Raw genomic sequence first — 604 nt, forward strand, 5'->3', positions numbered from 1 at the left:
CCCGGCCCACCCACACCACCTACCGCGGCGACTACCTCACCGTCACCATCCCCCAACCCCTCCACGAACGACTCACCACCCTCGCCCGCACCACCGGCGCCAGCCTCTTCATGCTCCTCCAAGCCGCACTCGCCGCCCTCCACACCCGACTCGGCGCCGGCCACGACATCCCCCTCGGCAGCCCCATCGCCGGACGCACCGACCACAACCTCGACCACCTCATCGGCTTCTTCGTCAACACCCTCGTCCTACGCACCGACACCACCGGCAACCCCACCTACACCCAACTCATCCACCGCGTCCGCACCACCGCACTCAACGCCTACCACCACCAAGACGTCCCCTTCGAATACCTCGTCGAACACCTCAACCCCACCCGCACCCTCAACCACCACCCCCTCTTCCAAACCATGCTCGCCCTCCAGAACACCCCCCAAGCCACCTTCCACCTCCCCGGCCTCCACATCGACATCACCCCAGGCCACACCCACACCGCCAAATTCGACCTCTTCTTCAGCCTCACCGAACAACGCGGACCCCACGGCGAACCACAAGGCATCACCGGCGCCGTCGAATACTCCACCGACCTCTACGACCCACCCAC

The 604-nt window shown here is 66.1% G+C and carries 1 protein-coding gene; it reads left to right on the forward strand.

Annotated elements, in window-relative coordinates; all coding sequences use genetic code 11:
- The coding region (locus tag JK359_RS38545; protein WP_201844397.1) for a condensation domain-containing protein at window positions 1-604 on the forward strand (604 nt) is incomplete at both ends.

Source organism: Streptomyces actinomycinicus (assembly GCF_016741775.1).
Taxonomy (GTDB): domain Bacteria; phylum Actinomycetota; class Actinomycetes; order Streptomycetales; family Streptomycetaceae; genus Streptomyces; species Streptomyces actinomycinicus.